Raw genomic sequence first — 22,098 nt, 5'->3', positions numbered from 1 at the left:
CGCGGGGCTGTGCCGGGGTCGGTAGACGAGGTCGATTCAGGCCGGTTGCGCCAGCCAGTCCGCCAGGCGCAGCAATAGCGCATCGCAGGCCGCGAGCTGCTCCAGGCTGATGAACTCATCCGGCTTGTGCCCCTGGTCCATGCTGCCCGGCCCGCAGACCACCGTGGGGATGCCGGCCTCATGGAACAGTCCGCCCTCGGTGCCGAAAGCCACGGTGCCGAATTCCCGGGAGCCACTGAGCAGCGCCAGCAGTTCGGCGGCCTCGCTGTCGGGCGCGGTGGCCAGCCCCGGATAGGCACTCAAGGGCTGCAGGTCGATGGCGGTATCGGCTTGCACCGCGCGCATCCCGGGCAGCAACTGCTGCTGGGCATAGTCTTGCAGCTCATCCACCACCTGCTGGGGGTCGAAGCCCGGCAGGGTGCGCACCTCGAAATCGAACTGGCAATCCTGCGGCACGATGTTCAGTGCCCGGCCGCCACGGATGATGCCGGTCTGCAGTGTGGTGAAGGGCGGATCGAACCGTCGGTCATGGTGCTGCGGCTGCGCCAGGCGGGTGCTGATCTCCCCGAGCTTGCCGATCAACCGCGCCGCGTACTCGATGGCATTGACCCCCTGGGGCGCATAGGCCGAATGGCAGGCGGCGCCCCGCACCTGGCAGCGCATGGCCAGCTTGCCCTTGTGCCCCAGCACCGGCCGCAGCTCGGTGGGCTCGCCGATCAGGCACAGCAACGGTCGGTGCGCTCGGGCCTGCAAACGGGCGAGCATCGGCCTTACGCCGAGGCAACCCACCTCCTCGTCATAGGAGAACGCCAAATGCACGGGCAACCGCAACGGCCGCCGGAGCAAGGTCGGCACCGCCGCCAGCACCGCGGCGATGAACCCCTTCATGTCTGCCGTGCCACGCCCGTACAGGCGCCCCTCGCGCTCGCTCAGCACGAAGGGCTCCACCGTCCAGGCCTGGCCATCCACCGGAACCACGTCGGTGTGGCCGGAGAGCACAATGCCGCCACGGTCGTCGGGACCGATACTGGCGAACAGGTTGGCCTTGGTGCGCTCGGGGTTGTAGATCAGCTCGCTGTCGACCCCGAGGCCCGCCAGGTAATCGCGGATAAAGGCGATCAGCTCCAGGTTGGAATCACGACTGACCATGGCGAACCCCACCAGCCGTGCCAGCAGTTCGCGGCTCGACGGATCATTCATTGCCCGGCACTCCATAGCTGGGGGCCGCCGTGGGGTCCAGGGCCCGGGCCAGGTAGTCCTGCATCTGCGGGCGATAGGCTTGCCACAGGTCATTGAGCTGGCCGATGGGGTCTTCCTCGGCCCAGTCCACCCGCAGGTCGACCACAGGCCAGGTCAAGTCGTCCACCACCATCAGCGCCGCCGAATGCACCGGCCCGGCCTCGCCGCCGGCGCGCATCGCGGCGTGCATGGCCGCCAGCAAGCGCTCGGCGAGCATCCCCGGGGTGCCCTCGAAAGCCCGGACCATGGCGTCGATGACCTCGGTCCCGGCCAGCAGGTTGCCGGCCGCCACGCACTGCTCGCCCGCCAGGGCGTTATGGGTGCCCAGGGCCTGCTGGCCGCTGAACAGTGCGGTGCGCCCCTGGTCGTCGATCACCGTGACCTGGCGGTACTGGCTCCAGCCATTGCGCCCCAGGGCCTGTTGCAACGCCTGCTGCGGTTCCAGCTTGTGGCTCTCCAGCAGATCGAGGATCTGCGGCCCGAGGGCCGGCAGGGTGACATTCTGGGTGGCCACCGCCCCGACCCCGGCCCGCACCCAGGGACAGCGCGCGCCCACGGCGATGCTCGAGGAACTGATGGCAATGCCCAGCTGGCCGGTTTCGGCGCAGCGCCCAACGATGGAAAAAGTCATGGCAACTCCTTGGCCCATAAGGACCTCTGGGGGGCACCCCTAAAAACTACCTGCGTTGCCATCGCTGCGTTAAAAACCGGCTCAAAATGCTCATTTACCCCTTGTAAACTGCGCTTTTTCGCCGGTTTTTGCCTTGCGCTGGCGGCCTCGCCTAGGTTTTTAGAGGTGCCCTGGGGCGGGCCGAGCGGCGCCGCCGAACTCCACAGCGCGGCACTCACTCGGGAATCACCGCGATCACGTCGATCTCCATCAGCCACTGGGGCTGGCCCAGGGCCGCCACCACCAGGCCGGTGGAGATCGGGAACACGCCCTTGAGCCACTTGCCCACCTCCTGGTAGACCGGCTCGCGATAGCGCGGATCGGTGAGGTAGGTGGTGGTCTTGACGATATGGGCCAGCTCGCTGCCGGCCTCCTCCAGCAACTGCTTGACGTTTTTCATCGCCTGCTCGGCCTGGGCCCGTGGATCGCCGAGCCCCACCAGGTTGCCGGCGAAATCGGTGCCCACCTGGCCCCGGACATACACCGTGTTGCCGGCGCGCACGGCCTGGCAGAGGTCGTTGTCCAGGGTCTGGTTGGGATAGGTGTCCTTGGTGTTGAACATGCGGATACGGGTATGGACGGGCATCAACGGGCTCCCACGGAACTGAAGGTATGGACGCTGGACCCGGCCGGCTCGCTGCCGTAGGCCTGGTACTTGCGCTGGGTGGCGATGTGATCGGCGATGTGCTTGGCGTCGTGCCAGACACCCCAGATGAACGACGAGCCGCGCCGCGACAGCCATGGCAGGCCGAGGAAGTAGATCCCCGGCTCGCGGGACACGCCGCGCTGGTGCAAGGGCTTGCCCTGCTCGCTGAAGGTGTCGACCTGCAACCAGGAAAAATCCACGGCGTAGCCGGTGGCCCAGATGATCGAGGTGATACCGGCGGCCTGCAGGTCCAGCTCGAGGATCGGCCGCGTCACGCACTCTGGGTCCGGCAGACGTCGCCGGGCCTCGGGTTCGACCGGCAGGTCGAGACCGTTGCGGGCGATGTAGGCGTCGGCGGCATCCAGCAGGGCCAGGTAGTTCTCGTCGCCACGGGCCAGGTTGTCCACCAGGTCGGCCTGGAAGCTCACCCGGTCGCCGTCGAAGGCCTTGGTCAGCCCCACCAGGGTGATGCCTTGGTGGGCCAGGGCACGGAAGTCGATGGTCTGGCCGCCACGGGCGCCACTGACAGCGATAGTCACGTGCTCGCGACCGGGCTTGGCGATCTCGGCGTCCCACTCCCCCAGGACCCCGAGCCACCAGCAGAAATCACGACCACGGTAGGCGCGCGGCGGCCGGTCGTGGGCGCCCACCGACAGGTACACCGGGCGGCCGGCACGTTGCAGCTCATCGGCGATCTGCACCCCGGACGATCCGGCGCCTACCACCAGCACCGCGCCTTCCGGCAGTTGCCGGGGATTGCGGTAGTCGGCGGAGTGGATCTGCAGGAGCCCAGTGTCGGCAGGAGCGATGGGCGGGATCACCGGGCGCTGGAACGGCCCGGTGGCCGCTACCACCCGATTGGCCTGGATCGGCCCCATGGACGTCTCGACCGTGAAGCCGGGGCGACCGATGTTGCGTTGTACCTGGCGTACTTCGACACCGGTACGGATCGGCGCGTTGACCTGGCGGGCATAGGCTTCGAAATAGTCGGCCACCTGGTCCTTGGCGGCGAAGGCGTCGGGGTGCAGGTCGAATTCCAGCCCCGGGAAACGGTCGTGCCAGGCCGGGCCGTTGGCCACCAGGGAGTCCCAGCGGCCACTGCGCCAAGCCTCGGCGATGCGCTTGCGCTCCAGCACCAGGTGCGGCACGCCCAGCTTGCCCAGGTGTTCGCTCATGGCGACTCCGGCCTGGCCTGCGCCTACCACCAGGGTATCCACGTGTATTTGTTCAACGCTCATGTCTGTGTCCTTCTGCGAGACGGTGGACGCCAGCGCAAGGCTGGACGCTCTGTTCAGAACCCGGGTGTAAGTCGGATGCGGCAGATGGTGCGGCAGACATCAGCGAAGGAAAATTACTAAATATGTGCTCGCTGGAGAGCAAAAAACGAGGCAGCTTGCGCGGGATCGCCCGGCGGCCGCTGCGCGCCCGTACGCAGCCGGCGCCAGCGCCTACAGGGCCTGCCTCGATGATCGGGTCCATGCCTGTGGTCGCTGCCGCGACAAGGCCCGCTGGGCCTTCGGACACCGCCCTGCCCGATGCAATCGGGGCCGTCCGGCGAAAATCCATTTCCGTGCTTTCGATCTGTGGACACTGAAGGCACAATGCGTACCTTTTTGGCTGGCCCTGCCGGAGATCGCCCAATGATCAAGACGCCTTATTACCTCATCGACAAACAGAAGCTGCTGGTCAACATGCAGAAGATCGCCTATGTGCGCGAGCAATCCGGCGCCAAGGCCCTGCTGGCCCTCAAGTGCTTCGCCACCTGGTCGGTGTTCGACCTGATGCAGCAGTACATGGACGGCACCACCTCCTCGTCGCTGTACGAGCTCAAGCTGGGCCGGCAGAAGTTCGACGGCGAGACCCATGCCTACAGCGTGGCCTGGGCCGACGATGAGATCGAGGAAATGCTCGATAACTGCGACAAGATCATCTTCAACTCCATCGGCCAGTTGCAGCGCTTCGCCGAACAGTCCGCCGGCAAGGTCCGCGGCCTGCGGGTCAACCCTCAGGTAAGCAGCTCCGACTACCTGCTGGCCGACCCGGCTCGTCCGTTCAGCCGCCTGGGCGAATGGGACCCGGCGAAGATCGAGCAAGTGATCGAGCAGATCAGCGGCTTCATGTTCCACAACAATTGCGAGAACGGCGACTTCGGCCTGTTCGACCAGATGCTGAACCACATCGAGGAACGCTTCGGCCACCTGCTGCACAAGGTCGAATGGGTCAGCCTCGGCGGCGGCATCCACTTCACCGGCGAAGACTATGCCCTGGATGCGTTCTGCGCCCGGCTCAAGGCCTTCTCCGAAAAATACGGCGTGCAGGTGTACCTGGAGCCCGGCGAAGCGGCGATCACCCAGAGCGCCTCGCTGGAAGTGACCGTGCTCGACACCCTGTACAACGGCAAGCAACTGGCGGTGGTGGACAGCTCCATCGAAGCGCACATGCTCGACCTGCTGATCTACCGCCTCAACGCCAAGATGGCCCCCAACGACGGCGAGCACACCTACATGGTCTGCGGCAAGTCGTGCCTGGCCGGCGACATCTTCGGCGAGTACCAATTCGAGCGTCCGCTGGCCATCGGCGATCGACTGTCGTTCGTTGACGCGGCGGGTTACACCATGGTCAAGAAAAACTGGTTCAACGGTCTGAAAATGCCGTCCATCGTCGTGAAACAACTCGACGGTAGTGTCGAAGTGGTTCGCGAGTTTGGTTTCGAAGACTATCTGTCCAGCCTTTCCTGAACGGGCAGGTAATTAAGGAGAAGTAAGTAAATTGAAGAAGAATGTTCTTATCATTGGTGCAGGAGGTGTCGCCAAGGTGGTGGCCCACAAGTGCGCGCAGCACAACGACGAACTCGGTCGTATTGCTATCGCGTCGCGCAACATCTCCAAATGCCAGGCCATCATCGAAAGCGTAAAGGCCAAGGGCAGCCTCAAGGTGCCCGCCGATATCCAGGCCTTCTCGCTTGACGCTCTGGATGTCGAGGCGACCAAGGCGCTGATCCGCGAGACCGGCTCGCAGATCGTCATCAACGTCGGTTCCGCCTTCCTCAACATGTCGGTGCTGCGTGCCTGCATCGATACCGGTGTGGCCTACCTGGACACCGCGATCCACGAAGAGCCGGGCAAGATCTGCGAGACCCCGCCGTGGTACGGCAACTACGAGTGGAAACACCTCGAGGAGTGTCAGCAGAAGAACGTCACCGCCATCCTCGGCGTGGGCTTCGATCCGGGCGTGGTCAACGCCTACGCCGCCCTGGCCAAGCAACAGCATTTCGACCGCATCGACTCGATCGACATTCTCGACGTCAATGCCGGTTCCCATGGCAAGTATTTCGCCACCAATTTCGACCCGGAAATCAATTTCCGCGAATTCACCGGACAGGTGTGGAGCTGGCAGGACAGCCAGTGGACCAGCAACACCATGTTCGAAGTCAAGCGTACCGACGACCTGCCAGTGGTGGGCTCGCAAAACCTGTACCTGACCGGCCACGATGAAGTGCACTCGCTGTCCAAGAACCTGCAAGTGCCCAACGTGCGCTTCTGGATGAGCTTCGGCGAACACTACATCAACGTGTTCACCGTGTTGAAGAACCTGGGCCTGCTCTCCGAGCAGCCGGTCAAGACCGCCGAAGGCCTGGAAGTAGTGCCGCTCAAAGTGGTCAAGGCCGTACTGCCCGACCCGGCTTCCCTGGCCCCGGGCTACACCGGCAAGACCTGCATCGGCGACCTGGTCAAGGGCACCAAGGACGGCCAGCCGCGCGAGGTGTTCATCTACAACGTGGCCGACCACGAGGAAGCCTACGCCGAGACCGACAGCCAGGGCATTTCCTACACCGCTGGCGTACCGCCAGTTGCCGCCGCCCTGCTGGTGGCCCGTGGCGAGTGGGATGTGCAGCGCATGGTCAACGTCGAGGAACTGGCCGCTGAGCCATTCCTCAAGGCGCTGGACGTGATGGGCCTGCCGACCCGCATCAAGGACGAGCACGGCGACCGTCCGTGGGACGCCGCCATCTAAGGTAGTCCCGAACGCAGGGGGCGCCCACCGCGGCGCCCCCTGCCCCGCCGGCGACACATCTTTCGTTTGTGCGCCGCTTTTGCATTTCCGTGCGACAGTTCCCCTTTCCGGGGCTCCCGCAGCCCTCCTGCGCAGTGTTAGCTTGGCAAGGTTTCTGTCTGGCCTATCAGACATTCCCTACCCACCTCCTGCAAAGGAATGCCCTGCGTAATGGACTTTTCCCTTAAGCACCTGGCCACGGCCACCCTGATGCTCGCCAGCCTGTCGGCGTTCGCCAACGTCGCCCAGGCCAACATCACGCCGCAACAGAGCGCGGCCATCCTCAAGAACTTCAACGACGCCTCGGTCAAGGACTTCCGCCAGTTCATCGGTGAGGTCGCCAAGAGCCAGCCGGGCAAGAGTGCCCACCTGGCCCCGGCCATCGATGGCTTCCTGGCCGGCAAGACGCTCTCGGCCGAGCAGCAGAACGAGATCCACCGCCTGCTGGGCCTCTATGCCCGAGTGAAATATGGCACGGCGGCCACCCAGACCCTGCGCGAACTGGTTGAGATCCCAACCTTCAATGTAGAGGGCGTGCCCCAATACAAGAACCCGGAATTCCTCAAGATCGCCGAGAAGATCAAGGGCCTGGCCCAGGACTTCGGCCTGGCGTTTCGCAATGTCGACAACCGCGTCTACGAGATCTCCCTGACCGGCAGCGGCGACGAAGTAGTGGGCATCCACGCCCACGCCGACGTGGTGCCGGTCACCCCGGAGAACTGGGTGCTGCAGGACGGTACCCGGCTCGACCCGTTCAAGGTCACGCTGATCGGCGACCGGATGTACGGGCGCGGCACCGAGGATGACAAGAACGGCATCGTGGTGGCGCTCTACGCCATGAAGATCGTCAAGGAAGAAAAACTGCCCCTGGCCCGCAACTTCAAGCTGCTGGTGGATACCACCGAAGAAACCAGCGGCGATGCCATCCCCTACTACTTCGAACACAACCCGGTGCCCAACTACAACCTGGCGCTCGATGGCGGCTACCCGGTGGTGATCGCCGAGAAAGGCTACGGCACCGTGATGGCGACCTTCCCCCAGCGTGCCGCCGAGGGTAAGGGCGCGCAGATCACCCACTTGACCGGCGGGCTGGCCACCAACCAGATCCCCTCCACCTCGGTGGCGACCCTGACCAGCGAGCAACCGGGCGAACTGGTTGCCAGCCTGCAGAAGGCCGGCGCCGATTACGTCAAGCGCCACGGTGGTGACTTCAAGATCGATGCCCGGGTGCAAGGCAAGGACGTGCTGCTGACCGTCACTGGCGTGTCCGCCCACTCCTCCGAACCCGAGTCCGGGGTCAACCCGGTGGCGCGGATGCTGGACTTCGTCCACGGCCTGGAGGGCAAGGTGGCGCTCAAGCACAACCAGTTCACTGACGCCGCGCACTACCTCGCCGACAACTGGGGCCTGGACTATGAAGGCAAGAAGCTGGGCGTGGGTTTCTCGGATGCCTTCATGGGCCCGCTGACCACCTCCCCGACCCTGGTCAGCGTGGATGACAAGGCACTGAAGGTCGCGGTGAACCTGCGCGTGCCCAAGGGCAAGGCGCCAGAGGCGCTGAAGGCGCAGATCAGCGACAAGCTGGAGGCCTGGAGCAAGCAGAACCAGGTGGCAGTGCAGTTCAATACCTCGGTCGCCGCGCCGATGTACCGCAACCCCGAGGGCGAATGGGTCAAGGCGCTGCTGGACGTGGCCAGCGAGAACCTGGGCATGGCCCACACGTTCGGCACCTCCGCCGGGGCAACCTCGGTACATGAACTGCCCAACGGCGTGCAATTCGGCCTGGCGCGTCCGGAGGTGAAATACACCGGCCACACCGACAACGAGTTCAAGACCGTGGAGCAGTTCCTGCTGGACCTGCAGATCGTCACCGAGATGGTCGGCCGGGTCGGACAGTTGCCCAAGCTCTAACCGTCCCCTTGGCACTGGCTCCTGCGGCCAGTGCACCTGCCTCAGCCGCCCGCAGCGTCCTGCGCCGGGCGGCTGACATCCCGCAACACCGCGATATAGCCCCGGTAAAGGTTCTCCACCGGCAGCAGCCCTCGGACCGCCAGCTGGCGATGGGCGCTGCGCAGGTGATAGAAGGGTATGCGCACGTAGAGATGGTGTTCGATGTGGTAGTGGATCCCGTGGGGGCCGAAGACGAAGGTCTGCCAGTTGGGCGCCACGATGCTGCGGGCGTTCTGGCTCTGGTCGGCGTTGGCGGGCAAGCCCGCATGCTCGAGGATCGCCCGCACGCGCCCCATCAGCGGCAACAAGGTAATGGCCGGCAGCAACCACAACCCCAGGTAGAGCCATGGGTGCCCGGACCAGGCCAGCAGTCCCAGCAGCAAGCCATTGCCCACCAGCATCGACAGGACTTCCCCGAACACTTGGCACGCCGACTTATCGACCTTGGGCAGGCAGTGGCGGTAGTCGCCGCGAGCCAACCTGAAGGCGCTGATGAAGTACCCCACCCCACACAGATCCGCCGCCAGGCGCAAGGCCAGGCGCCGCCGAGGCAGCGGATAGTCCCCGATGCCGAACACCGCCACCACCGGGTCATCGTGCAGCATGGGCTGGCGATGGTGCTTGAGGTGCCCGGCCCGATAGGTGCGCAGGGAAAGGAACAACGGACCGGCGGCCAGCCATTGGCCGACCAGGTCATTGGCCGGCTGACGACGCAACAGCACGCCATGGGCGCTCTCGTGCATGATCACCGCCAGCGCCAGCTGGCTGCGGGCGATGACCAGCGCCGCCAGCAGGTACGTCAGGGGGTGCGGCCAATAGGCGGCGCAGGCGAATGCCACACCGATCAGGCCCCAGTCGGCCAGCAACGCCAGCAGGCCGATCCAGGGCTTGAGGACGAACCACTCGGCAGCGGGGGTAAAGGCGCGCAATGCCAGGTTGGCCCCGGCACGCGATTCAAGCTGGGACACGGCGAATGCTCCCTTGTCGGTGAGTGGCCAAGGCGCAGGCCAGGGCCAGTAGCAGGCCGCCAGCGACGTCGACCAGGGTGTGCTGCTTGAGGGTCAGGGTCGACAGGCAGATCAACAGGCCGCTGCCGGCGACCAGCCATTTGCCACACCGGCCCCACAGTGCTCGGCAGGCCAGGCACGTCACGGTGACATGCAGGCTGGGAAAACCATTGCAGGCCAGGTCCAGTTGCCACATCCGGCTCAGTCGCTGCTGCAGGAAGCCGCTGCCGAGCACGCCGAGATCCGGCCGGGGCACCTGCTCGGGAAACAGCCAGAAGCACAACAGGCCCACGACGAAGGCGATGCCGGTAGCGTTGCGCAAGGCCTTGAAGCCCTGTTGGCTGGCGTAGGCCGCCGCCAACAGGACAAAGGGAAAGAACAGCACGTAAAGGAACCAGGACTGGGCCACGAAAGGAATCAGCTCATCCAGCGGCGTGACCCAGTGATAGCGCGGCGTGACCAGGCGCTGCAGGCCGGTGAACGCGCCCAGCCCCAGCAGCAAGCCGAACGCCGCCGCCAGGGCCTGCCGAGGATTGGCGGACCCGAGACGCGACCAGGAGCCGGTCATGGCTGTCGACTCGCCGCGGGCATGGGGGCATGGCGATTCAAGGCGGCGCCTCACAAGCCAAGCAGGTGGTTGGTCCAGGCATCGATCCGTGCCTGGGCCCGCTGGTTGCCCGACACCACGTCAGGCGCTGGGGCGACCGCGCTCAATTGCTGCGCCGCCGCGCTCACCTGGCGCCGAAAGTCGGCAATGTCGCCGCGCCAGGTCACTACCCGGTGCAGCAACTGCAACTGGCTGGCCCGGGCGGCATTGCTGGCCTGCTCCGGCTGGTCGCTTACCACCAGGATGATCGGCCGCTGGTAGACCCGGGCGATGGACAGCGCCGCCATGCCCGGTGCCGATACCAGCAGTTGCGCCCGGGCCGCGCGGCTGGCCCAGTGCGGGTCGACTCCAAGCCAGCCGTCGCGCCCGGCATACCCTTCGCCCACCAGGTGTCGATCCAGGCCGGCATCGCCCAGGCCGGCCTCCAGGGCATCGGCCAGCCCGGGTTCGCGAAAGTGCGGGTTGAGGTACACCGCCGCGCCCACCGTGAGCTCCTCCGGCAACGCCTCGGCCAGGGCCACCGGGCTCGGCAGGCGATACAGCGCTCGGGCCACGGTATCGTCGACCTCATAGGCAAAATCGTGCTCGATGCGCCCCCGCGCGGCATCGATCTGGCGTCCGACGATCCAGGCGAACAACCGCCCGAACTGCCGTGGCCACATGCCGTCGAAGTTGTTCAGCAACGCCACCTTCAGACTCGCGCCGTACACATGCACCACCTTGCGCCGCCAGCCCGGCAACATGCCCATGTACAGCAACGCCGGGTGGAAGGAGTCGTTGACCACCAGCTCCACGCCGCGCAAACGGCGCCGCAGCTGGAGGATATCGCGCAGCATCCGCCCGGGACGGAACAGGTACTGGGCGACATTGCGATTGGTGGCCCGGCGCAGCATGTTCTGCTGGCTGTCGAACTGCACCGCATAGTGCCGCGAAAGGACCTCGGCCTGGACCCCGAAACTGCACAGGAAGCGCTGGCCCTGCTCAGACGTGGTCAGCACCTCGACCTGGGCGCCGGTCGCGCGCAGGGCATGCACCAACAACTGCGCGCGCATCAGGTGGCCACGGGCATCGGCGGTGGCGAGATAGAGAATGCGTGGAGTCATCGAATGGCGCCGCGTCCACCGCCCAGTACCCAGCCGGCCAGGTACATCGCCAGGGCTCCGGTCACGCCAAAGCTCGCATCGACCCGGCGGATATCCTTGAGCAGGCGCGCCAGATGCACGGTTTCATGGGGGGCGACAATGCGTTGCAAGGTGCCCTGGCACAAGCGCACATGGGCCTTTTCATCGGCCAGGACCTGCGACAGCAACGGATACAGCCCATGCTCGGCGCCGATGACCGCGCAGTGGCGGCTCAGCACCCGTTGCGCCATCTGTTCGGCACACAGGCCGGTGGCATAGGCCGGCACCAGCAGGCCATGCTCGAAATGCCCCGCATAGCGGCGGGCCAGGCGCTGCCAGCGCAGGATCTTGCGCCGGCTGAGCCAATCCGGTTCCAGGCGTGCCGTACCTTCACCGCCACGTTCGCCCAGGGCTGCGGCGAACAGCGTCACGTGCCGTTGTTCGTCAGCCAGGTGCCGCTCGACCTGGCGCTCGAGCCAGGGTGGCGACTGCGGCAGCAACTCATCCAGCAGCGCACGTTCGGTGGCATCCTCCCCAGCCAGGTAGATGCGCAACAGCAGGCGCTCCCCACGCACGCTGCGATGCAGGCGCTGCAGGGCGACGCGCTTGATGCGGTCCACCAGGCGCGCCTGCACGGCTCCCAGCCCACGGGGCCGGGGCATGTCCAGGCAACTGAAGTCCGCTTGGCTTGCAAGCGCTTCGCCGACACTCATGGCATGGACTGCGCGGTGTCCACGCCTTGGGGCGCAGTGGTGGCCGCCTGGGCGCTGCGATGCCAGGCCAGGATCAAGCCGATGAAGCTGTCACGCATGAAGGCCGTACCGCTGGCAGTGGCCCCGGGGAAACTTTGCTCCTGGCCGTTGTAACGCAGGTAGCCCTTGCCATTGACCGCGCCCAGCTCCAGGCGGTCGTGCTTGCGCAAGCCACGCTGGCGCACGTCCTCGAGCAAGGGGCTGTCCTCCAGGCCGAAGACGAACAGCTGGCGCTGGACCACCCACAGCGGAATCTGGCCGCTCAAGGCTTGCAGGTCGAGATTCCAGGTGCCCTGCTCCAGCACCTGGTCCAGCGGCAGGCTGCCTGGTTGCCTCGAGCTGAAGCGGGCACGCATCAGCGACTTCGAGACCCGCCCGACCCCCAGGCCGATGGTGATGTCATCGGCCGTCGGATTTTCCCCGTCGCTGGGACGCACCACCACCAAATAGCTGGCGACCCGGGCGGCAATCGATGGCTGCGCCAGGACCTTGCGCGCCAGCTCGGGATTGAGCAGCACGTACTCGTCACGCCCCTGGTGGACGCTGATCTGGTAAGGGTCCAGGGCGATATCCCGGAAGGTGCCACGCACCGGCGCATGTACATAGGTGTCGGCCTTCCAGGTCTTGCCCGAGCGCCGCACCAGTACCTGCAAGCTCAAGGGCACGCGCTGGCCGTCACTGGCGATGCCGCTGCCATGCAGCAGCACGTCGCCGATCACGCCCTTGCCGGCATGCCGGGCCTCGACGCTGAACACTATGGTGCGCGCCTGCGGGTCAACGCTGGCCCGTGCGTCCGCCACGTCCAGGGCCAGGCGGTTGCAGTCCTGCGCGGCGCCGCCCTGCACCGTCGCACAGCCACTGCCGGAGACGAAGTGCAGCACGCTGCGGCCACTGATTTCGCTGGACGCGGCGCTGGCCGGGACGGCGCACGCCAACCATGCCAGGCACGCCAGGGAGGAGCCGAATGCGGCCAGGGGTTTCATGCTCATGGGAACTTCCTGTAGGGGCGCCAAGGGGGCGGCGCGGATCAATCCAGCTGGCGGTGATAGGACAGGGCTTGCCCCTGGCGCGCGCTGGCACGGCCGATGTTCAACCCCAGCCCGCGGACCAGCGCACCGGCGCTATCGAGGGACGAGATACCGAGTATCGCCAGGATCGCACCCAGGCGCCGCCGGCCATGCACGGCCGGCAGGTCCTGGTGGTTGAGCGCGCGCAGGCTGTAGCCCAGGCGCCCGAGCATCACGCACAAGGGGCCGATAGGTCCGCTGCGTCCAAGCCACTGCAACCAGCCCGGCATATAGGCACGCACCAGGTAGGGGGTCAGGTCGACACTGTCGCCACCGCGCAACCAGCGCAGCTTGAACACTTCGCCACGGCTGTCGGGCAACCGGTGCTCGGTATGGGCCGCCGGAACGTAGCGTACCGCCACTCCCGCCGCTTGCAGGCGCAGGCCCATGACCTGGCAGTGGGCACGGTAGACGCCGTCCAGCGGCTGGTAGCGATACTGCTCGAAGGTGGCACAACGAAAGGCCACGTTGTTCGCGTAGAAATTGCGGGTCGCCCGGGCACCGAGTGGGCTGGGGAAGTACATGAAGTCGATGGTGGTCAACGCGCTGCCGACCACGCTCGGGGCATAGCTGGTGCGCCCGGCGACGGCCAGGGGCGCATCCACCTCGGTGAAGGGCAAGAGCAACTGTTCCAGCCAGTGGCTGGCGGGAAGGCAGTCGGCATCGGCGAACACCACGTACTGGCAGCGCGCCTGGTCGACCGCCTCGAAACCGATATTCTTGGCCTCGTAATAACCGGTGCGGGGATCGATCTCGACGAACTCCAGCACTCGCCCGGCCAGTGCGCACAGCGCCTCCCGGGCCGCTTGCCCGAGGCCATCGTGGGTGATGACCCATTGGCCGAGCGATTGCGGGCAGAGGCTCTGGCGAGCCAGGCGGGCGACCAGGTGCTTGAGGCTGTCCAGGGCCTGCGCCGCGTCCTTGCCGCCGCGCAGGTTGTTGGTCTCCAGCACCAGCGCGGTCCCGCCGGCGATCGCTGCCAGGGTCCCGGCATCACAGGCGGGCTGTTGCGACATCCGGGTCGTCGATTGTTGGCTATCCATGGCGCGGTATCTCAGGAAAAGGCAGGGCTGCCGGGCTTCAGGGGCGCAATCACAGCATTATTCCGGGGATTATTCAAACGGCGGATTCGCCGGCCCGCCAGTGTTGGCGAAGGACCGCGCCAGGTGCTCCATCACCAGGCGCATGCGCGTGGTATGCCGCAGGTCCTGGTGGGTGACCATCCACACTTCATATGGCTTGCCGGCCGTGCGCCCGGGCCAGATCCGCTCCAGGCCGTCACGCCGGCCCATCTCGATGGGGATCTCGCTGATGCCCAGGCCCTGGGCGATGGAGCGCCGCAGCAACATGTTGGAGTTCACCGCCATCACCACCCGGGCCTGGTCGATGGGCTCGTCGAGCAAGGTCGGCTGCGCACGATCCCGCCAGTACGGCTCGTACATCACCAGGTCATGGCCCTTGAAGCCGGTGCCTGGCTCGGGCTGGCCATGGCGCTCCAGGTATTCGTGAGTCGCGAACAGGCCCATCGGCCACTCGGCCAGCTTGCGCAGGATCAGGTCGGGATTGTCCGGACGCAGGTTCCTGATGGCGATATCGGTTTCGCGTCGTGACAGGTTGACCACCTCGGAGGTGCTGTTGAGCACGATGCGGATATCCGGGTGCGCAAGGTGCAGCGCCTTGAGTGCCGGCATCACGAAATCACAGGCCAGGGAGTCGGTGGTGGAGATCCGTACTTCGCCGGCCAGTTCGTTATCCATCCCCCCGGTACGCCGGATCAGTTCCAGGGCCATCTGCTCCATCTTCCCGGCCATCGCGAACGCCATTTCGCCAACGCTGGTCAGCTGGTAGCCGGCCGGAGTGCGCAGGAACAGGGTCGACCCCAGGTCCGCCTCCATGGCCGCGATACGCCGCCCCACCGTGGCCTGGTCCACGTGCAGGACCCGCGCCGCACGGCGCAAGGTCAGCTCGCGCCCGAGGGCCAGCAGGACCCGTGCATCATCCCAGTTCATTCAAGATTTCCCCATGAAGAATCATTGCAACACAGCCTCGCAAAATCGCCGCACGCCGGCACCGGCCCGCTTGCGTAACCTTTGCCCACCCCAGCCCGAACGGCCGGCATCCACCTTACCAGGACCCATTTATGAGCCATTTCCATAGTGCGCCAGAGGCGCAGATGACCGTTATCGAGATCACCCGGCCGGGTGATCCCCAGGTATTGAAACCTGCCCGCCGGGCGGTGCCTACCCCTGGCCCACGGGAGATCCTGATCCGGGTCCACGCCGCCGGCGTCAACGGCCCCGACCTGCTGCAGCGCAAGGGCCTCTACGATCCTCCAGTCGGCGCCTCGGACATCCCGGGCCTGGAAATCGCCGGGGAAGTCGCGGCCCTGGGCAGCGAAGTGACGCGCTTCAGCGTGGGCGACCCGGTGATCGCCCTGGTCACTGGCGGCGGCTACGCCCAGTACACGGTCGCCGACGAACGCACCACCATGCACCTGCCCGGCGGCCTGTCGATGATCGAAGCCGCGGCGCTGCCCGAGACCTTCATGACCGTGTGGGTCAACCTGTTCCAGCGCGGCCAGTTCAAGACCGGCGAATCGCTGCTGGTGCATGGCGGCGCCTCCGGCATCGGCACTACGGCGACCATGCTGGCCAAGGCCCTGGGTGCGTCGAAGATCTTCACCACGGTCGCCAATGCACAACAACAGGCGGCCAGCCTGGCCCTGGGTGCCGACGTGGCCATCGACTACAACCGCGAGGACTTCGTCGAGCAAGTGATGCTCGGGACCGAGCAGCTTGGGGTCGACGTCATCGTCGACATCATTGCCGGGGACTATGTGGCGCGTAACTTCCAGGCCGCGGCGATGAACGCGCGGATCGTGCAGATCGGCGTGGTCAAGGGCCCGGCGACCCAGGTCGACCTGTTCCCGATGCTGGTCAAGCGCTTGACCCACATGGGCTCGACCCTGCGCTCGCGCAGCCCAGAGGACAAGGCCGGGATCATCGCCGAGCTGGAATCCAAGGTCTGGCCCCACGTCCAGAGCGGCGCGATCAAGCCATTGATCTTCAAGACCTTCGCCTTGACGGATGCCGACCAGGCCCACGCCCTGATGGAGTCCGGCCAGCACATCGGCAAGGTGGTGCTGACCGTCGCCCACTAACCCCGGAGCCCAGGCCGAGGTTGTCCATGACGACCTCGGCCGTGCCCTGCCCGGCCACCCGGCTACGGCTCCTGGCGGCCAGGCACGGCGTCCAATTCGCCGTTGCGCACCGCCACCTTGATGGCTTGTGCGGTGGTACTGGCGCCCAGGCGCCGACGCGCCGCCCGCAGGTGGTTTTCCACGGTGCGCCCGGACAACCCCAGCGTCACGGCGATATCGGCCTGGCGCTTGCCGGCGGCGGTCCAGGCCAGGACTTCACGCTCCCGATCCGACAACTGCCTGGACGGGTCGCTGACGGCCACCTCCAGCAACCGCCGTGCGGCACAGAACGCCGCACTGGCGACGCTGCCCAACATCAGCCGAACCCTGGGGCTGCTGTCGATCCGCTCACCGCCCAAGCTCATGGCGCCCTCCAGGCCCAAGGGACCGAACACCGGCACCTGCAGGCCATGCAGGCCGACGCCCTGGGGGCGGCGGACCACCTGGTAGCGGTCCCCGCGCTTGCTCCAGAAGAACGGCTCGCGTGCCTCCAGGATATGCCGGGTGACCGGGCAGCGGCGCACGTAGGTCGCGGCATCGACCATCTGGCCGTCGCCGAACCAGTCCCCCTCGACCCAATAGATGCGCTCGAGCACCTCGTCCCTGGCCGATGAGGCGGAAAACAGTACGAAACGGTCATAACCGAAAGGGCCCGCCAGGCCCCGCACCAGCGCCTGGATCGCAGGCAGCGCCGTGGCGCGCTCCAATTCCAGGACGCTGTGCAGGGCCGCTTCAGCGCTGGTCGCAGTCACCCGGCCGCTACCGCTTGCAGCAACGCGGTGGCCGCCAGCTTGCCCAGGGAGTTGCCCGCCAGCGGGCTGTCGCCGGTGAGCAGCTTGCGGTCCTGGTGCACGGCCCCGGAGATGTCCTGGTTGAGGATCTCGATCCCCAGGGCAGATAGCTGCTCGCCGAACTTCCAGGTCAGGTGGCCGGGCATGTAACCGATGGCCGGGGTCTGGGCGTCCAGGGCGTCGGGGAAGGCGCAGATGCGGTAACCGTTGAACAGGCAGGAGTCCCTGGTCTCGCCCAGCCCGGCAGCCAGCAATGCCGCGGGGCCGTGGCACAAGGAAATGACGAACTTGTCGTTGGCCATGGCCCATTGCAGGAGTTTTTTCACCTCGGCACTTTCGGGCAGGCCGATCAGCGCGCCATGGCCGCCGGGAATGAACACCCCAATGTAGTCGGAATCGGCGCCCAGGGCGTTGTCCAGGACCTCGGCCAGCTTCAAGGGTTGCTTGAACTGGTCGCGGTACTTGGCATACAGGCCTTTGACCTCGACATCTTCCGAGGGCATGGCCCAGAACTCGAACTTGACCGGGTTGCCCGACAAGGTGGCGATATCAAAACCGAAGCCGGCCTTGTCCAGGTGGTACATGGGCAGCAGGGTTTCCACCGGATGATTGCCGGTGGAGAACATCGTGCCGTTGTCGGTCAGCAGGTAACGCTCGTCCGCACCAATCACCAGCACCTTCCAGCGTCCACCGGTATAGGGCCGCTGGTAGTCGGCACCACTGAGGTCGGAGTGGGCGGAAGTGAATTGGCTTAGCGAATACGGCGAGGGGAAAAACGCATTGTCCTCGGCCGGATCCGGCGTCGGGCGTTTGTCGTCGGTGAGGGTATGGTTCATGGCTTGCTCCATTGTGCAGGGCGAATTCCACCATCATTGTAGGAAAGCACGCAGGCAGCAATGAGGGTTTTCCCTCAAGTCGAGCATCGTCAGAAGAGGTTGTCGCTATCAGGAGGCTGTTCGATTACGCCGTCACAGCATCGGCGCCGGAAACACGGGCCAGACGACTCCAGCACCTCAACTAGAGGCCATCAGCCTTGAACTCATCAGCAAAGAAGTCATACACCTCGACTACATCCTCGTTGTCGCTTTCCTTGCATTTGCTCACGAAAACAGCTTTCAGATCGAAGTAATCCAACTCCAGCAACAGCTCAGCGACCCTCATGTACACATAATAATCTTCGGCTTCGAGATACCCGCTCAAACTGGACGCGAGTTTTTCCTTGAGCAGACCATTCTTCCTGAACTTATGCAGCACACTTCTGGCGAGAGGCACATTACCTATATCACCTTCTATCGCTGCATCAATAATTCCCGGAAGCAAATCATCAAGCTCATTATCCGCAAACACATCATCCCGGATAAACCTGAGAGCGGTTCCCTGCTCCAAACGGTCCGCGAGGGCCAACGACAACTCACTGATAAAGCCCGCAGAATGCCTAAACTCATGGCATGCTGAAAACAGCTCCATCTCTGCTCCTGACAGGCGAAGCCATTCTTTTGAATACGTCCTTTCACTCGCCATTCTTCACTTCCACACCACTCCATTGAACATCACGAGATGAGCGCACCAAGCCAGGTGAACGCTAAGTGCATTCATGAGGCCATCTTCAAACCGAGACCATTGAATGATTGCACCCCTTTGCTTTACTTGAGGCTCTTGTTCAGGGGCCAAGGCCGGAACACCATTCTATTGGATACTTGAACTAGCTTGGTTGGCGATATGGCCACGCCAAGACCATCAACATCGCCAATGGCATATGCCTGGGCCTGCGGGAGTCCGGTGCGTGCTGGGTATGGATGAGTGGATGCATCATCATGCCGGGAAATCCCGCAGCCATGGCAGGTAGACGCTTTGCCGACAGGGATGATTTTTCGCCTGGCAGACCCACTGAGCGAGCGGCCTGGGAATGCCCCGCTGCGGCAGCGCGGGCCTGTATTTCGGGCATAAAAAAAGCCACTCGATTGAGTGGCTTTTTTTGAATTTGGAGCGGGAAACGAGACTCGTATCTGGCGTCTGACTCATTGAAATATAAGGGATTTATTTTCTTGCCGGAGCAGGAAAAGACTTAATTCTGGACTTGTTTTCACAGCGTATCAAGAGGCAATTGGAGCGGTTCCAAACCAAGCGATTGAGCTTCTTTCGTAGCCAGCCGGACAAGCGTTCATCAAACTGATGGCATCAATGGGCAAGATTATCAGTAGATGATGCTTGCCTATAGCAGCAGCTCAGTTCCCATTAGGGATACTGGGTCAGCGCGAATTGAAAGCGGAGGTGTAGCGCAAGCCGCGCCCGCCATTTCTCCACAACCAGACCCGCTAAGTCTTTGATGTTGCCGTCACTTGTATTAGCCATGGCGCGTACAGCAGAAAGCACGTTATCTGCCAAATCTTGCTTTGGACTCATTCCGACGACACGGACCAGATTGATTGTAGCTTGCTGTTGGGTTGACACGCTCTCGTCCCAGTCTTCCGGCCACTCGAAGCGGTGTTTATAAAAGTTCGCAGCTCCGTTGGCGATTGCAACGTAGCTAAGGCCTAACTTCGGATTGATCTCCGCCTCTAGCGACATCACGGCGTCCTTGCGTATGGACTGCCCGTTTAGCTCGTAGATCCGCTTTACAATCGAGACCGTCTCTGCGATTGCCGCCTGAATGAGTACAAACATGGCTCCAACGAGCACGCCAGCCTCGTCGTACATCAGCTCCGCCGGATAATCCCAAAACTTGCGCCCTGGATACCCCACCCCGCTGAGTCGCTCAGACCAAGCAACCGGTGTTTGTTCAGTTAGCTCCGCGTGCGTTCGAATTACGTTTGAAAGAGGAAACTGATCGAGTAGGTCTTCTAGTCCCTGCACCAATCTCAATGTGTGTGTGTCTGCGCGTCCAAAAACGTCCTCCTATGTGGCGCCCTTGATCCCAAGGGGTTAGCTATTAAAGCGCGAACTCACAAGGCAAACATCGAACAAGACTACGTTGATAGCTTTCGCGCAAAGCGGAACATCACGTCATCGAGCCAGCGGCTGTAGGCGCCGTAGAGGCGGGAATCATCAATTGGCGCGCCTCCAGGCCCTGCTCTGAACGGTGTGGCATCGACATGCTAGTGACCGAACCCGCCGGAGGCTCAGCAAACACTTTATAGGCCACGCCATACAGTCCGAGTTGGAGCCATCCACCTTTCCCCTCGCTTAGCAGCTCAAATGCTGCAAGTGCCGCCGCCCTAACATGAGATGGAGAAATGTAGTCCGAGGCGAAAGAATTGCCGGCCGATGATGGGTTGGTCAGGGAGATCGACAACCAACTCATTCCACTATCATGATGTCTCCACACAAGACCTTTGGTATCCAGCCCCGTCAGATCAGCGTTGTCAAAATCATCGTAGCCTGCCTTGAGCTCACCCAATCCTGCCTGGCAAAGCTTCAAGAAAAACGCCTCGTGCTGCATATGGACCGCGCGCAGACTACCTGCCAGCTTAGGCTGCGGCAGGAAAGCGAGCTCCAGGCGCGTTTCATCACTCCGGATACCCCACCGACTGTCGTTTGGTCGCTGCTGAAGCTCACGAACGAAGTCTTGCTCAGAAATGGCTTCACGGCTGACAGCCATCTGGCTGAGCGCACGGACAATGCCGTCCGTCAGCTCCTGCTCATTGGTAAAGGTCACCCGGAACAGGCCAATCAACGTAGTCGGATACTTCCCAGCGAAAATCTTGCTGCTTCCCCTCAACTGGCAGCTCTTGCAGAAATGCCAGAATTGGCTTACCGCCAGCTTTTGCTCGACGGAACTCCTGCTGGGTCACCGATTCCCCGCTGCTTGTTTGATATCCGAATTCTGCCCCGAGGATGAGCACCACGATATCCGCCTGATCGACCTCCGTCATACATGCCTCTTGGGAGGAATAAGGTCTTGCGCCAAAGTCCTCGCGCATCACTGGAGTATGGCCAAGCAGTGAAACTGCCTTTTTGGCTGCAGCACGATATTGCTCAAAATCGCGTACAACGGAGCTGACGAACACCTTCATAGAAATCCCCATTAAATGGCTGCGCGCCCCTGTCGTAGAAGCATAGGGATCATACCGTCTGGCTGACGTGTCGTGTCACTGCAGCCATCTCCTTTCCCTTGCCCTCTCAGCGAACGAAACCGCTATTGTGAAAAAAGGGGCTTTTGACCGGCGTCCACGACCGCGCCAATCAACCGCCATCCATTACACTAATCTCGGCAAAGGACACCGTTCCGCATCATGACTTCGGATACCTCCCGCGATCTCAAGGACAACGGCATGACTACCATTGCTAGCGATCCCACGACCCAGCTTGCATTCTCCATGTATGAGAACAAGGGTGTATATGCAGTGCTACTTGGATCTGGGGTTTCTCGTTCTGCGGGGATACCCACGGGCTGGGAAATCACGATGGAGCTGGTCAAGCGGGCAGGCATTGCCTCGGGCGCGGGCGAACAAGAGGACTGGCTTTCCTGGTACGTAGGTCAGACAGGGCAACAACCCAATTACTCATCACTGCTGGAGACTCTGGCCAGTACACAAACGGAGCGACGAGCGATTATTCAAGGTTTTCCTCGAGCCCAACGAGCAGGAACTGGAGGATGGCCTAAAGGTGCCTAAACGAGCGCATCACGCGATCGCCGCCATGGTTGGGCGAGCCAACCGGTGGAATTCTGCTTTGCGCACCTGGAATACAGGAGCAGTGGTTAGCTGGGTAATGAAGTGGGCAGCTCGATACTGCGGGGATGGAACCTGTAGCCACAACGCGGGCAGGTTGGATTCGGCAAGTGCGGGGTGCTGGAACAGCAGCGAACAACAACCACATTGTTCTCAGACAATCAGATCATGTGGATTGTGGCAGAGGCATGATGAAGCATCTGGCTCATGCCAGCCATTCGCATCGGCTGGCTTTTTTCGCGGGTAAGGCTGATCCCCTGACTGTTCAGAGGACCGGCGAAGATCATCAGCATGGCGAACAGACTTAGCCATGCTGATGATCAGGT

General features: G+C 63.7%; 24 protein-coding genes. 5 read left to right on the top strand and 19 right to left on the bottom strand.

Features of this window, described 5'->3' with window-relative positions; translation table 11 throughout:
* Positions 1-36: 36 nt before the first annotated feature.
* The 4 genes from argE to ATY02_RS12740 all read right to left on the bottom strand — a co-directional run bounded on the left by argE (position 37) and on the right by ATY02_RS12740 (position 3,793).
* The gene (argE, locus tag ATY02_RS12755) at positions 37-1,200 is read right to left on the bottom strand and encodes an acetylornithine deacetylase (protein WP_068580868.1); all 1,164 of its coding nucleotides are present in this window, start codon (positions 1,198-1,200) and stop codon (positions 37-39) included.
* Positions 1,193-1,870 (bottom strand): DUF1028 domain-containing protein, encoded by a 678-nt coding sequence (locus tag ATY02_RS12750; RefSeq protein WP_068580870.1) that lies wholly within the window; start codon positions 1,868-1,870, stop codon positions 1,193-1,195. Before ATY02_RS12750 ends, argE begins: the two co-directional genes overlap by 8 nt.
* A gap of 214 nt (positions 1,871-2,084) precedes the next feature.
* Positions 2,085-2,495 (bottom strand): RidA family protein, encoded by a 411-nt coding sequence (locus ATY02_RS12745; protein ID WP_022639313.1) that lies wholly within the window; start codon positions 2,493-2,495, stop codon positions 2,085-2,087.
* Positions 2,495-3,793, bottom strand: a complete 1,299-nt coding sequence (locus ATY02_RS12740) for a flavin-containing monooxygenase (protein ID WP_068580872.1) — start codon at positions 3,791-3,793, stop codon at positions 2,495-2,497. Before ATY02_RS12740 ends, ATY02_RS12745 begins: the two co-directional genes overlap by 1 nt.
* 402 nt (positions 3,794-4,195) lie before the next feature.
* Between ATY02_RS12740 and nspC the strand changes: the two genes are divergently transcribed.
* The 3 genes from nspC to ATY02_RS12725 all read left to right on the top strand — a co-directional run bounded on the left by nspC (position 4,196) and on the right by ATY02_RS12725 (position 8,519).
* Positions 4,196-5,293, top strand: coding sequence for a carboxynorspermidine decarboxylase (nspC, locus tag ATY02_RS12735; RefSeq protein WP_068580877.1), 1,098 nt, complete (start codon positions 4,196-4,198; stop codon positions 5,291-5,293).
* A gap of 31 nt (positions 5,294-5,324) precedes the next feature.
* Entirely contained in the window at positions 5,325-6,569 is a 1,245-nt protein-coding gene (locus ATY02_RS12730) for a saccharopine dehydrogenase family protein (RefSeq protein WP_068580880.1), read from the top strand.
* A gap of 210 nt (positions 6,570-6,779) precedes the next feature.
* A complete protein-coding gene (locus ATY02_RS12725; protein WP_068580885.1) occupies positions 6,780-8,519 on the top strand; it encodes a dipeptidase in 1,740 nt (579 codons plus the stop codon).
* A gap of 41 nt (positions 8,520-8,560) precedes the next feature.
* Here the strand turns inward: ATY02_RS12725 and ATY02_RS12720 are convergent, their stop codons facing one another.
* The 7 genes from ATY02_RS12720 to ATY02_RS12690 all read right to left on the bottom strand — a co-directional run bounded on the left by ATY02_RS12720 (position 8,561) and on the right by ATY02_RS12690 (position 15,121).
* Positions 8,561-9,526, bottom strand: coding sequence for a fatty acid desaturase family protein (locus tag ATY02_RS12720; protein ID WP_068580888.1), 966 nt, complete (start codon positions 9,524-9,526; stop codon positions 8,561-8,563).
* Positions 9,513-10,133, bottom strand: coding sequence for a phosphatase PAP2 family protein (locus tag ATY02_RS12715; RefSeq protein WP_068580891.1), 621 nt, complete (start codon positions 10,131-10,133; stop codon positions 9,513-9,515). The genes ATY02_RS12720 and ATY02_RS12715 overlap by 14 nt, the downstream gene beginning before the upstream one ends.
* A gap of 50 nt (positions 10,134-10,183) precedes the next feature.
* Entirely contained in the window at positions 10,184-11,275 is a 1,092-nt protein-coding gene (locus ATY02_RS12710) for a hypothetical protein (protein WP_068580894.1), read from the bottom strand.
* Positions 11,272-12,006, bottom strand: coding sequence for a hypothetical protein (locus tag ATY02_RS12705; RefSeq protein WP_068580897.1), 735 nt, complete (start codon positions 12,004-12,006; stop codon positions 11,272-11,274). The genes ATY02_RS12710 and ATY02_RS12705 overlap by 4 nt, the downstream gene beginning before the upstream one ends.
* The gene (locus ATY02_RS12700; RefSeq protein WP_068580899.1) at positions 12,003-13,034 is read right to left on the bottom strand and encodes a hypothetical protein; all 1,032 of its coding nucleotides are present in this window, start codon (positions 13,032-13,034) and stop codon (positions 12,003-12,005) included. Before ATY02_RS12700 ends, ATY02_RS12705 begins: the two co-directional genes overlap by 4 nt.
* A 38-nt stretch (positions 13,035-13,072) precedes the next feature.
* Complete coding sequence (locus ATY02_RS12695; protein ID WP_068580902.1) at positions 13,073-14,128, bottom strand: glycosyltransferase; 1,056 nt, start codon at positions 14,126-14,128, stop codon at positions 13,073-13,075.
* Between the two features lie 96 nt (positions 14,129-14,224).
* The gene (locus tag ATY02_RS12690; RefSeq protein WP_124347914.1) at positions 14,225-15,121 is read right to left on the bottom strand and encodes a LysR family transcriptional regulator; all 897 of its coding nucleotides are present in this window, start codon (positions 15,119-15,121) and stop codon (positions 14,225-14,227) included.
* A 164-nt stretch (positions 15,122-15,285) separates the two neighbouring features.
* Between ATY02_RS12690 and ATY02_RS12685 the strand changes: the two genes are divergently transcribed.
* Positions 15,286-16,272, top strand: a complete 987-nt coding sequence (locus tag ATY02_RS12685) for an NAD(P)H-quinone oxidoreductase (protein WP_068580959.1) — start codon at positions 15,286-15,288, stop codon at positions 16,270-16,272.
* A gap of 62 nt (positions 16,273-16,334) precedes the next feature.
* Here the strand turns inward: ATY02_RS12685 and ATY02_RS12680 are convergent, their stop codons facing one another.
* The 6 genes from ATY02_RS12680 to ATY02_RS36015 all read right to left on the bottom strand — a co-directional run bounded on the left by ATY02_RS12680 (position 16,335) and on the right by ATY02_RS36015 (position 21,115).
* Entirely contained in the window at positions 16,335-17,063 is a 729-nt protein-coding gene (locus ATY02_RS12680; RefSeq protein WP_068580906.1) for a PA1136 family autoinducer-binding transcriptional regulator, read from the bottom strand.
* Positions 17,060-17,938, bottom strand: a complete 879-nt coding sequence (gene hchA / locus ATY02_RS12675) for a glyoxalase III HchA (protein WP_068580909.1) — start codon at positions 17,936-17,938, stop codon at positions 17,060-17,062. Before hchA ends, ATY02_RS12680 begins: the two co-directional genes overlap by 4 nt.
* 181 nt (positions 17,939-18,119) lie before the next feature.
* Positions 18,120-18,569 carry a hypothetical protein gene (locus tag ATY02_RS12670; RefSeq protein WP_068580911.1) on the bottom strand — a complete coding sequence of 150 codons (450 nt, stop codon included), beginning with the start codon at positions 18,567-18,569 and terminating at the stop codon, positions 18,120-18,122.
* A gap of 768 nt (positions 18,570-19,337) precedes the next feature.
* Positions 19,338-19,799: a hypothetical protein gene (locus tag ATY02_RS12665; protein ID WP_228022277.1), complete on the bottom strand. Its 462-nt coding sequence runs from the start codon at positions 19,797-19,799 to the stop codon at positions 19,338-19,340.
* Between the two features lie 301 nt (positions 19,800-20,100).
* A complete protein-coding gene (locus ATY02_RS36020) occupies positions 20,101-20,775 on the bottom strand; it encodes a DUF4062 domain-containing protein (protein WP_228022276.1) in 675 nt (224 codons plus the stop codon).
* The gene (locus ATY02_RS36015) at positions 20,741-21,115 is read right to left on the bottom strand and encodes a DUF4062 domain-containing protein (RefSeq protein WP_228022275.1); all 375 of its coding nucleotides are present in this window, start codon (positions 21,113-21,115) and stop codon (positions 20,741-20,743) included. The genes ATY02_RS36020 and ATY02_RS36015 overlap by 35 nt, the downstream gene beginning before the upstream one ends.
* 219 nt (positions 21,116-21,334) lie before the next feature.
* Between ATY02_RS36015 and ATY02_RS12655 the strand changes: the two genes are divergently transcribed.
* On the top strand, positions 21,335-21,715 hold the full coding sequence (locus ATY02_RS12655) for a hypothetical protein (RefSeq protein ID WP_228022274.1): 381 nt from the start codon (positions 21,335-21,337) through the stop codon (positions 21,713-21,715).
* A 9-nt stretch (positions 21,716-21,724) separates the two neighbouring features.
* Here ATY02_RS12655 and ATY02_RS36595 read toward each other — a convergent pair whose 3' ends face one another.
* Complete coding sequence (locus tag ATY02_RS36595) at positions 21,725-21,868, bottom strand: hypothetical protein (RefSeq protein WP_416220682.1); 144 nt, start codon at positions 21,866-21,868, stop codon at positions 21,725-21,727.
* A 65-nt stretch (positions 21,869-21,933) separates the two neighbouring features.
* Positions 21,934-22,065 carry a hypothetical protein gene (locus ATY02_RS36355; RefSeq protein ID WP_265582644.1) on the bottom strand — a complete coding sequence of 44 codons (132 nt, stop codon included), beginning with the start codon at positions 22,063-22,065 and terminating at the stop codon, positions 21,934-21,936.
* Positions 22,066-22,098 lie beyond the last annotated feature (33 nt).

This window comes from Pseudomonas sp. BIOMIG1BAC, assembly GCF_001705995.2.
Lineage (GTDB): Bacteria > Pseudomonadota > Gammaproteobacteria > Pseudomonadales > Pseudomonadaceae > Aquipseudomonas > Aquipseudomonas sessilinigenes.
This window is presented reverse-complemented; position numbering and strand designations above follow the sequence as displayed.

Bases quoted from the DNA above. Each gene is read 5' to 3' on its own strand.
- argE (WP_068580868.1), bottom strand. From the start codon at position 1,200: ATGAATGATCCGTCGAGCCGCGAACTGCTGGCACGGCTGGTGGGGTTC.
- ATY02_RS12750 (WP_068580870.1), bottom strand. From the start codon at position 1,870: ATGACTTTTTCCATCGTTGGGCGCTGCGCCGAAACCGGCCAGCTGGGC.
- ATY02_RS12745 (WP_022639313.1), bottom strand. From the start codon at position 2,495: ATGCCCGTCCATACCCGTATCCGCATGTTCAACACCAAGGACACCTAT.
- ATY02_RS12740 (WP_068580872.1), bottom strand. From the start codon at position 3,793: ATGAGCGTTGAACAAATACACGTGGATACCCTGGTGGTAGGCGCAGGC.
- nspC (WP_068580877.1), top strand. From the start codon at position 4,196: ATGATCAAGACGCCTTATTACCTCATCGACAAACAGAAGCTGCTGGTC.
- ATY02_RS12725 (WP_068580885.1), top strand. From the start codon at position 6,780: ATGGACTTTTCCCTTAAGCACCTGGCCACGGCCACCCTGATGCTCGCC.
- ATY02_RS12715 (WP_068580891.1), bottom strand. From the start codon at position 10,133: ATGACCGGCTCCTGGTCGCGTCTCGGGTCCGCCAATCCTCGGCAGGCC.
- ATY02_RS12710 (WP_068580894.1), bottom strand. From the start codon at position 11,275: ATGACTCCACGCATTCTCTATCTCGCCACCGCCGATGCCCGTGGCCAC.
- ATY02_RS12705 (WP_068580897.1), bottom strand. From the start codon at position 12,006: ATGAGTGTCGGCGAAGCGCTTGCAAGCCAAGCGGACTTCAGTTGCCTG.
- ATY02_RS12700 (WP_068580899.1), bottom strand. From the start codon at position 13,034: ATGAGCATGAAACCCCTGGCCGCATTCGGCTCCTCCCTGGCGTGCCTG.
- ATY02_RS12695 (WP_068580902.1), bottom strand. From the start codon at position 14,128: ATGTCGCAACAGCCCGCCTGTGATGCCGGGACCCTGGCAGCGATCGCC.
- ATY02_RS12690 (WP_124347914.1), bottom strand. From the start codon at position 15,121: ATGAACTGGGATGATGCACGGGTCCTGCTGGCCCTCGGGCGCGAGCTG.
- ATY02_RS12685 (WP_068580959.1), top strand. From the start codon at position 15,286: ATGACCGTTATCGAGATCACCCGGCCGGGTGATCCCCAGGTATTGAAA.
- hchA (WP_068580909.1), bottom strand. From the start codon at position 17,938: ATGAACCATACCCTCACCGACGACAAACGCCCGACGCCGGATCCGGCC.
- ATY02_RS12670 (WP_068580911.1), bottom strand. From the start codon at position 18,569: ATGGAGCTGTTTTCAGCATGCCATGAGTTTAGGCATTCTGCGGGCTTT.
- ATY02_RS12665 (WP_228022277.1), bottom strand. From the start codon at position 19,799: ATGTACGACGAGGCTGGCGTGCTCGTTGGAGCCATGTTTGTACTCATT.
- ATY02_RS36015 (WP_228022275.1), bottom strand. From the start codon at position 21,115: ATGAAGGTGTTCGTCAGCTCCGTTGTACGCGATTTTGAGCAATATCGT.
- ATY02_RS12655 (WP_228022274.1), top strand. From the start codon at position 21,335: ATGACTTCGGATACCTCCCGCGATCTCAAGGACAACGGCATGACTACC.
- ATY02_RS36355 (WP_265582644.1), bottom strand. From the start codon at position 22,065: ATGCTGATGATCTTCGCCGGTCCTCTGAACAGTCAGGGGATCAGCCTT.